The organism is Streptomyces sp. 8K308, assembly GCF_004348315.1.
Lineage (GTDB): Bacteria > Actinomycetota > Actinomycetes > Streptomycetales > Streptomycetaceae > Streptomyces.
Window position 1 is genome coordinate 1 of the sequence record NZ_SMKC01000275.1, and the last position, 9610, is coordinate 9610.

Annotated in this window: 7 protein-coding genes; 2 read left to right on the forward strand and 5 right to left on the reverse strand. The window is 71.3% G+C overall.

Going from position 1 to position 9610, the window contains the following annotated elements; all coding sequences use genetic code 11:
* Positions 1-45: 45 nt before the first annotated feature.
* Both E1265_RS27825 and argS read right to left on the reverse strand, forming a co-directional pair.
* The gene (locus E1265_RS27825) at positions 46-1275 is read right to left on the reverse strand and encodes a S8 family peptidase (protein ID WP_132933752.1); all 1230 of its coding nucleotides are present in this window, start codon (positions 1273-1275) and stop codon (positions 46-48) included.
* A 222-nt stretch (positions 1276-1497) separates the two neighbouring features.
* Positions 1498-3258, reverse strand: coding sequence for an arginine--tRNA ligase (gene argS / locus E1265_RS27830; protein WP_132933753.1), 1761 nt, complete (start codon positions 3256-3258; stop codon positions 1498-1500).
* A 160-nt stretch (positions 3259-3418) separates the two neighbouring features.
* Here argS and E1265_RS27835 point away from each other — a divergent pair, with 160 nt between their 5' ends.
* Positions 3419-4576, forward strand: coding sequence for an RNA-guided endonuclease TnpB family protein (locus E1265_RS27835; protein ID WP_165953909.1), 1158 nt, complete (start codon positions 3419-3421; stop codon positions 4574-4576).
* Between the two features lie 161 nt (positions 4577-4737).
* Positions 4738-6462, forward strand: a complete 1725-nt coding sequence (gene lysS, locus E1265_RS27840) for a lysine--tRNA ligase (protein ID WP_132933754.1) — start codon at positions 4738-4740, stop codon at positions 6460-6462.
* A gap of 130 nt (positions 6463-6592) precedes the next feature.
* On the opposite strand, the gene E1265_RS27845 is transcribed toward lysS, so the two are convergent.
* The 3 genes from E1265_RS27845 to E1265_RS27855 are packed head-to-tail and all read right to left on the reverse strand — an operon-like array spanning position 6593 to position 9391.
* Positions 6593-7195 (reverse strand): GNAT family protein, encoded by a 603-nt coding sequence (locus tag E1265_RS27845; RefSeq protein ID WP_132933755.1) that lies wholly within the window; start codon positions 7193-7195, stop codon positions 6593-6595.
* 47 nt (positions 7196-7242) lie between these two features.
* Positions 7243-8775: an MDR family MFS transporter gene (locus E1265_RS27850; RefSeq protein ID WP_243741159.1), complete on the reverse strand. Its 1533-nt coding sequence runs from the start codon at positions 8773-8775 to the stop codon at positions 7243-7245.
* Between the two features lie 16 nt (positions 8776-8791).
* Complete coding sequence (locus tag E1265_RS27855; protein WP_132933756.1) at positions 8792-9391, reverse strand: NAD(P)H-dependent oxidoreductase; 600 nt, start codon at positions 9389-9391, stop codon at positions 8792-8794.
* Positions 9392-9610 lie beyond the last annotated feature (219 nt).

The window sequence follows — 9610 nt, forward strand, 5'->3', positions numbered from 1 at the left end:
CGCCCTCCCCGCTCGGGGCGGGGAGGGCGGGGAGGCGTCTGGTTGTCAGCCGACCTGGAGGAGCGTCGTCGTCGTGCTCGCGCCCGCGTTGGTGATCGTGTTCGGCTCGCCGGCCGCCACCAGCGCGTTCCTGACCTGCGCCGGCGTGGCCGACGGGTTCCCGGCCAGGTAGAGCGCCGCCGCGCCCGCGACGTGCGGCGCGGCCATCGAGGTGCCGGAGATGGTGTTGGTGGCGGTGTCGCTGGTGCGCCACGCCGAGGTGATGCTGCTGCCCGGGGCGTAGATGTCGACGACCGCGCCGATGTTGCTGAAGCTGGACCGGGCGTCGTTGCTGGCGCTTGACGCCACGGTGATGGCCTCGGCCACCCGCGCCGGCGAGGTGTTGCTTGCGTTCTGGCCCGAGTTGTTGCCGGCCGCGATGGCGTAGGTGACGCCGGAGGCGATGGAGGCGCGGACGGCCGCGTCCAGCGTGGTGTCGATGCCGCCGCCGAGGCTCATGTTGGCGACGGACGGGCCGCTGTGGTTGGCGGTGACCCACTCGATGCCGCCGACGACCGAGGCCGTGGTGCCGCCGCCGGAGTTGTTCAGCACGCGCACGTTGACGATGTCGGCGCTCTTGGCGACGCCGTGGAGCGCGCCGGCGACGGTGCCGGCCACGTGCGTGCCGTGGCCGTGGCCGTCGGCGCCGCCCTGGTTGAAGTAGTCGTAGCCGAAGCGGGCCCGGCCGCCGAAGGCGGTGTGCGTGGTGCGCACGCCGGTGTCGAGGACGTAGACGGTGACGCCGTCGCCGCCGTGGTCGGGGTAGGTGTAGGACTGGTTGAGCGGCAGATCGGGCTGGTCGATCCGGTCGAGGCCCCAGGACGGCGGGTTCGGCTGGGTGGCGTTGATGCTGAACTTCTGGTTCTGGGTGATGGTGGCCACCGCCGGGTCGGCGGCGAGTTCGAGGGCCTCCTCCAGGGTGGCCTCGATGGCGTAGCCGTTGAGCGTCTCGGGGAACTCGTCGACGATCTCGGCGCCGTACGAGTCGACGAGGCGCTCGCCGCCGGCCGACTCCGCCTGCACGACGTTGTCCCTGAGCTGGACGATGTAGCTGTCGGCGACCGTGTTCGCGGCCGCCGCGTTGGGTATCAGCTCACGGATCTCGGCCAGGCTCGGCGCGCTCGGCGCCGCCTGGGCGGCGGTCGGGAGCAGCGCGCCGAGGCCGAGCGTCATGGCAGCGGTGGCGGCCAGGACGGCGGTGCGCCGGGAGCGGGTGGTGGGGGTGTTACGCGCCATCGAGGGGTCTCCTCCTCATTGGTGGTGCGCCGGTGTGGGGTGCGAGGGCATGTGGCGTGGTCATGACATGTCCATCGCCGTGTCACGCCCGTCAGTTCGAAAGATTCACCGACGCAGAGGAATCCGGCAAGGGCGCGTCCCTGCCGGACACCTGTTTGTCATGAGAATGTCACGCCGCCCAAGGGCGGCGTGACATCAGGACACGCGGCGACAACTAGCCAACTACAGGCGCTCGGGCGTGTGGATGCCGAGCAGCGCCATGCCCTCCCGCAGCGTGCGCGCCGTCAGCTCGCACAGGAAGAGCCGGTTGGCCACCACCGCCGGCTCCGGGGCGCCGAGCACCGGGCACTGGTCGTAGAAGGTGGTGAACTGCGAGGCCAGACCGTAGAGGTAGGCCGCCAGCTTGTGCGGCTCGTAGCTCTCGGCCACCGACTCGAGCGTCTCGCCGAACCCGTCGAGCTGGAGCCCGAGCGCCCGCTCGGCCGGCGCCAGCGACACCTCGGGGTGGGCCGCCGCCGAGGCGCCGCGCTCGGCCGCCTTGCGCAGGATGGACTGGATACGGGCGAAGGCGTACTGCAGGTAGACGCTGGTGTCGCCGTTGAGCGAGACCATCCGGTCCAGGTCGAAGACGTAGTCCCGGCTCCTCGACGTGGAGAGGTCCGCGTACTTGACGGCCCCGATGCCCACCTCGGCCGCCCGCTCGGCGACCTCGGCCGGCGACAGGTCGGGCGCCTTCGACGACACCACCTCGGCCGCCCGCTCGACCGCCTCGTCCAGCAGGTCCATCAGCCGCACCGTCTCGCCCGACCTGGTCTTGAACGGCTTGCCGTCCTTGCCGAGCACCGTGCCGAACGGCAGGTGGTGCGCCACCCCGTCCGGCAGCCAGCCGGCCCGCCCGGCGGTGTCGAAGACCATCCTGAAGTGCAGCGCCTGCCGCGCGTCCACGATGTAGAGCATGGTGTCCGCGTGCAGCGAGCCCACCCGGTTGCGGATCGCCGCCAGGTCGGTGGCCGCGTAGCCGAAGCCGCCGTCCGCCTTGCGCACGATCAGCGGCACCGGCTTGTTGTCCGGGCCCTTGATGTCGTCGAAGAACACGCACAGCGCGCCGTCCGACCGCACCGCGACCCCGGACTCCTCCAACTCCTCGGAGAGCGCGACGAGATCGTTGTTGTAGGCGGACTCGCCCATGATGTCGTCATCGGTCAGCAGCACGCCGAGCCGCGAGTAGACCGCGTTGAAGTAGATCTTGGACTCGTCGACGATCCGCTGCCACAGCGCCATCGTCTCCGGGTCGCCGGCCTGCAGCTCGACCACCCGGCGCCGCGCCCGCTCCTTGAACTCCGGGTCGGAGTCGAAGACCGCCCGCGAGTCCCGGTAGAGCCGGTTGAGCCGTGACATTGCGGCGCCCCCGCTCTCCTCTTCCTCCCGGTGGTCCAGCTCGTGCGGGTGCTCGATCAGGTACTGGATCAGCATCCCGAACTGGGTGCCCCAGTCGCCGATGTGGTTGCGCCGGATCACCTTCTCGCCGCGGAACTCCATGATCCGCACCAGCGCGTCCCCGATCACCGTGGACCGCAGGTGGCCGACGTGCATCTCCTTGGCCACGTTCGGCTGCGAGTACTCGATGATCATCGTGCCGGGCCGCTCCGCGAACGGCACGCCGAGCCGCTCGTCGGCCGCGCGCGCCGCCAGCGTCCGGACGATGGCCTCGTCGGTGACCGTGATGTTGAGGAAGCCGGGACCCGACACCTCGATGTCGGCGATCAGCCCCTCCGTCGCGACCCCGCCCACCACCTGGCCGGCGAGCTCCCGCGGATTGCCCCCCAGCCGCTTCGCCAGCGCCAGCATCCCGTTGGCCTGGAGGTCGGCCCGGTCACTGCGTCGCAGCAGCGGGTCCGCGCCGGCGGCCTCGGGGAGGGCGGCGGCGAGGGCGTCGGAGATGCGCTGCCTGACGGCTTGGGTGATGGAGGGAACCGGGCTCATGCCGACCAGTATTTCACTGAGTCCGGCCAAGGAAGCCCAGAGTTTCAGCCCTGGGAGGAATTGGCTCCTTGGAGCGGAGCCGCGGGGCGGTGGAGTGCGCTCCGTTATGCCTGGGCATCGAGTTTGATCTCCGATCGTTCGCCACACTAGTGTGTTCTGCGTGAAGATTGTCGCGCATGTGAAGCTTTTGCCTGCGTCCGCTCATGACGTGGACGCACTGGCAGCGACCCTGCGCGCCTGCAACCGGGCCGCGAACGCGGCCTCTGAGGTGGCGTTCGCACGCGACCTCAAACGGCGCAATGTGCTGCAAGAGGCCGTGTACCACCGGCTCAAAGCCGACTTCGACCTCGGCGCGCAGCCCGCTGTGCGCGTGGTGAAGAAGGTGTGCGACGCCTATGCCACTCTCAAGGCCAACATCAGGGCTGGGAACCTCGGTAAAGAGGACTCCAAGCGGCGTAAGCGGGCGGAGGCCAAACCGATCGTCTTCCGTGAGGACGCGGCGCAGCCCTACGACGACCGAATTCTGACCTGGAACCTCGACCAGAAGACCGTGAGCATCTGGACGGTGGCCGGTCGACTCAAGGGCATCCCGTTCGTCTGCTCCGATGAGGCGATGAAGCTCCTGGGCTCCCGTAAGGGAGAGTCGGACCTGGTGACGCGGGACGGCATGTTCTTCCTGATCGCCACCATCGACGTTCCCGAGCCTGAGGTGTGCGAGCCGAACGGCTTCCTCGGTGTGGACCTCGGCATCGTCAACATCGCCACGACCTCGGACGGCGAGATCATGTGCGGGCGTCAGGTCAACCGGTACCGCGAGCGGCAGCGCGGCCTGCGGCAGAAGTTGCGGAAGAAGCGCACCAAGTCCGCCATGCGCAGGCTCAGGTCCCGGCGTCGCCGCGAAGCGCGGTACGCCACCCAGCGTAACCACATCATCGCCAAGAAACTCGTGACCACCGCTGAACGCACCTCGCGCGGGATCGCCCTGGAAGACCTCTCGTGTATCCGGCAGAGGGTTACGGCCAAGAAGGACCAGCGGGCACGACTGCACTCCTGGGCGTTCGCCCAACTCGGCCAGTTTGTCGAGTACAAGGCACGACGGGCAGGTGTGCCCGTGGTCCGCGTGGACCCGCGCAACACCTCCCGCCAGTGTTCTCAGTGCTGGCATACCCACCGCACCAACCGCGTGACGCAAGGGCGGTTCGAGTGCCGGTCCTGCGGCATAACCATGCACGCGGACCACAACGGCTCCCGCAACATCGCCCACCGTGGCGATGCCGCGTGGCAGCGGGGCGCGGTCAACCGCCCCAGAACGGCCTAACCGTTCCGGACGCAGGGGATCACAGTGGGGCTCATGTCTCACTCTGCCTGCAAACCTGGCCCTTCAGGGCCGGGTAGTTGACGGGCGCACCACTCGTTTTATGGGTGGAACAATGGGGTGAGACACCGATCCACACCCCAGATCAGAGGAAGTGCGCAGCCGTGGCCCAGACCACCCAGGAGACCGCCGACTGGGTCTCCCGACTCGCGGACGACGTCATCGCCGAGGCGGAGCGCCGTGCCCCGGGGAAACCGGTCGTCTGCGCCTCCGGGATCAGCCCCTCGGGCCCCATCCACCTGGGCAATCTGCGCGAGATCATGGTGCCGCACCTGGTCGCGGACGAGATCAAGCGGCGCGGTGTCGACTGCGTCCACCTGCTGTCGTTCGACGACTACGACCGGTTCCGCCGGGTGCCGGGCGGCATCGGCGTCCCCGAGTCGTGGAGCGAGCACATCGGCAAGCCGCTGACCTCCGTGCCGCCGCCGCCCGGCAGCCCGTACGCCAGCTGGGCCGAGCACTTCAAGGCGCCGCTGCTGGCCGCCATGGCCGAGCTCGGCGTCGAGGTCCGAGCGATCTCGCAGACCGAGCAGTACACGGCGGGCACCTACCGCGACCAGATCCTCTTCGCGATGCGCGAGCGCCGCCGGATCGACGCCGTCCTCGGCCGGTACCGCACCAAGCAGGCCGAGTCCGAGGTCGTGGATGGGGCCGTGGACGGGGCCGTCGACGAGGCCGCCGCGCAGGGCTCGGGCGCGGCCACCGAGGACGACGGCAGCGAGGGCAGCGGCGACTACTACCCGTACAAGCCGTACTGCGCGGTGTGCGAGCGCGACACCACGACCGTCACCTCCTACGACGACGAGACCACCGAGCTCGCCTACGCCTGCGAGTGCGGCCACGCCGAGACCGTGAAGCTGACCGAGCACCGGCGCGGCAAGCTGGTGTGGAAGGTCGACTGGCCGATGCGGTGGGCCTACGAGGGCGTGATCTTCGAGCCGTCCGGCGTGGACCACCACTCGCCGGGATCCTCGTGGGTGGTCGGCGGGCAGCTGGTGAAGGAGATCTTCGGCGGCGTCCAGCCGATCGGCCCGATGTACGCCTTCGTCGGCATCACCGGCATGTCGAAGATGTCCAGCTCGCGGGGCGGCGTGCCGATCGCGGCCGACGCGCTGGAGATCATGGAGGCGCCGCTGCTGCGCTGGCTGTACGCGCGGCGCAAGCCCAACCAGTCGTTCAAGATCGCCTTCGACGCGGAGATCCTGCGCACCTACGACGAGTGGGACGCGCTGGCCCGCAAGGTCGCCTCCGGCGCCGCCCAGCCGGCCGACGCCGCGTCCTACCTGCGCGCCACCACCACGGCCGCCGGCGAGCTGCCGGCCACGCCGCGCCCGCTGCCGTACCGCACGCTGACGTCCGTCCTCGACATCACCACCGGGGACGACGAGCAGACGCTCCGCATCCTCACCGAGCTCGACCCGGCCAACCCGGTGCGCTCGCTCGACGAGACCCGGCCCCGGCTCGACAAGGCGGCCAACTGGGTGGCCACCCAGATGCCGGCGGAGACCCGCACCCGGGTCCGCGCCGAGCCGGACGGCGAGCTGCTGGCCTCGCTCGACGAGCGGCAGCGCGAGTCGCTCGCCCTGCTGCGGGACGGCCTGGCCGACCACTGGTCGCTCGACGGCCTGACGACGCTGGTCTACGGCGTTCCGAAGATCCAGGCCGGCCTGCCGGCCGACGCCAAGCCGACGCCCGAGCTCAAGGCCGCCCAGCGGGAGTTCTTCGTGCTGGTGTACCGCCTGCTGGTGGGCGGCGACACGGGGCCGCGGCTCCCCACGCTGCTGCTCGCGGTCGGCGCCGACCGGGTGCGGTCGCTGCTCGGCGGCTGACCGGCCGGAGCGGCGGCGGGGCGCGGTGACGGCTCGACCTCCGGCCGGACTCCCCGCCTCGACGTGCCCGGCCCGCGCCGGCCGTGTCGGGGGCAGGGCCGAGGGGGCCGAGGAACCGCTCGCGGAGTGGCTATCCGGCGGCGAGCCGGGCGGCGAGGCGGGCCCGGGCCTCCGGCCACTCCTCGACGAGGATCGAGAAGTACACGGTGTCCCGCCAACTCCCGTCCGGCCGCTGGACGTGCCGGCGCAGCACGCCCTCCCGGTGCGCGCCGAGCCGCGCTATCGCGGCCTGCGAGCGGTGGTTGAGGTGGTCGGTCTTCAACTGCACGCGGCCCATGCCGAGTTCCTCGAAGGCGTGGGTGAGCAGCAGCAGCTTGGCCTCGGTGTTGACGGCGGTGCGCCAGTGGGCGGGGCCGTACCAGGTGTAGCCGATCTCCACGCGTTCGTTGCCCGCGTCGATGTCCATGAACGTCGTCCAGCCGACGGCCCCGCCGCCGCCGAGTTCGACGACGGCGAAGGGCACGTACCGCCCGCGCTCGGCGTCGGCGAGCAGCTCGTCGAGCGCCCCGCCCAGCTTCTCCCGCGTCCTGGGTGCCGGCCTCGGCACCCACCGCCAGACCTCCTCGTCCGTGCCGCCCGCCGCGAACAGGTCGTCGAGATGGCTCGGGGCCAGCGGCTCCAGGCGGACGTGCCGGCCGGTGAGGGTGGTGGGCTGCGGTGTCTTCGCGGTCATGGCGGCACGGTATGCCATGTATGCACTAGGCGCAACGCCCGTTTGTGCTAGGGCAAACGGGCGGGCGGTGGCTGGGCCTCGGCCACCGTGGCCGCCGGGGTGCCCGCGCGGTCCCGGTGCGTGAGGCAGGCGAGGGCAAAGGCCGCGACCGCGATGAGCGACGCGCCGACGAGGACGCCGTGCAGTCCTGTGGTGAACGCCGCCGCGACCGCCTCGCGCGCCCTCGCCGGCATCCCGTCGACCAGCGCCGGGGTCAACTCGCCGCCCGAGACGAGCCGTTCGGCTGCGGCGTCGCCGAGGCGGCCGGACAGTTCGGCGCTCATGCGGGCGGCGTGCACGGCGCCGAGTGCCGCGACGCCGAGCGAGCCGCCGATGGTGCGGGCCAACGTGACCGTGCCGGATGCGGCGCCCATGTCGCGCGGCGGCGCGGTGGACATCGTGGTGAGCAGGGTGCTCTGCATCAGCACCCCGACCCCCGCCCCCAGCACCAGGGAGAGCGCCGAGGCGAGGAACACCGGGGTGTCCGTGTCGAGCAGCAGGAGCAGCAGCGCGCCGGCCACCGTCAGGGCGGCGCCCGTGACGGGCACGAGGCGCCGGGGGTCGCCGCGGTCGGTCAGGCGGCCGACGGTCAACTGCGCCGCCAGCATGCCGAGCATCAGCGGCATGATCTGGGTCCCGCTCGCGACCGGGGACGAGCCCCGGGTGAACTGCAGGTACTGCGGCAGGTAGTTGACCACGGACATCATCGCCGCGCCCACCAGGAAGCTGAGCGCCTGGGCCAGGGCGAAGTCGCGGTCCCGGAACAGCCGGGGCGGGATGACCGGCTCGGCCGCGCGGCGTTCCACGCGGACGAACCCGGCGGTGGCCACCGCCGCCACCACGGCGAGCGCCGCGATCACCGGCGAACCCCAGCCGTGGCTCGTACCGCCCCAACTCGCCAGCAGGGTGAGGGAGAGGACGGCGGCGGTGAGCAGGCCGGCGCCCGCGAAGTCGATCCGGCCGCCGGGCGGTCGTCGTTCCGAGAGCCGCACGCCCCGCCCGACCGCGAGCAGCGCGAAGGCCCCGAAGGGCACGTTGACGTAGAACACCCAGCGCCAGCTGAGCGCGTCGGTGAGCAGGCCGCCGAGCAGCGGACCGCCGACGAAGGCCACCGGCAGCATCACGCCGATCACCGACTGGACGCGGCCGCGCGCGTCGGCCGGGACCAGCACGCCGATCACCGACAGCGCGCCGACCATCAGCCCGCCGGCCCCGAGCCCCTGAAGGGTGCGGAACGCGATCAGCTGCGGCATGTCCTGGGCGACTCCGCAGAGCACGGTGCCGAGGAGGAACAGCAGCACCGAGGCCTGGTAGGCGCCCTTGCGGCCGTAGAGGTCGCCGAGCTTGCCCCAGATGGGGGTGGCCGCCGCCATGGCGAGCAGGTAGCCGGTGACGGCCCAGGAGAACTGGCCGAGCCCGCCGAGGTCGCCGACGACGGCCGGCAGCGCGACGCCGACGATCTGCCCGTCGAGGGTCGCCAGGAAGATGCCGAGCATCAGGCCGACGACGCCGAGGTAGGGGAGCCGCTTCTCGTCGCCCATGACTCCGCCCTCCCGGTCAGGCGGTGTAGGCACGAGCGGCCCGGGCGTCGCGCAACGCGAGCCCCCACCAGGTCAGTTGGTCGAGCAGGGCCTTGGCGGCGGCGTCCGCAGCGGGGTCGACGGGCGAGCCGTCGTGGCCGAACTTGTCGCCGTACTCGTGGAAGCTGACCGTGTTGCGGATCGTCACGGCGTGCAGCTCGGCCAGTACCTGCCGCAGGTGCTCGACGGCGCGCAGGCCGCCCGAGAGGCCGCCGTAGGAGACGAGGGCCACCGGCTTGGCGTGCCACTGCGCGTTGTGCCAGTCGATCGCGTTCTTCAGCGCCGCCGGGTAGCTGTGGTTGTACTCGGGCGTGACGACGACGAAGGCGTCGGCCGCCGCCAGCCTCGGCGTGACGGCGCCGAGCAGCGCCAGGTCGGCGTCGGACGGCTGCTGCCCGAAGGCCGGCATGACGGTCGGCAGCGGGGTCTCGACGAGGTCGACCAGGTCCGCCTCCAGGTCCGGTCGCTCGGCTATGTGCCCGCGCAGCCAGTCGGCCACGACCGGCCCGAAGCGGCCCTCCCTGGTGCTGCCGATCAGGATCGCCACGCGCAGCGGGCTCTCGTTGGTGTCGTTCATGTCGGGCTCCTCGACCGGGTCGAAATGTGTACGCCGTATCTGGCGAGATACAACGTACGCGGCGACGTGTACGTTGTCCACTCCTGTTACGTTGTACACGTCGGCGATCCGTGAAGGAGGATCCATGCCTGCTGAGCAGCGGAAACCGGGGACCGCCCAGGAGTCGGGCTTCCTGTGGGAGCGGCTCGTCCGCCCCACACCCGCCCCACGCGCCACGCT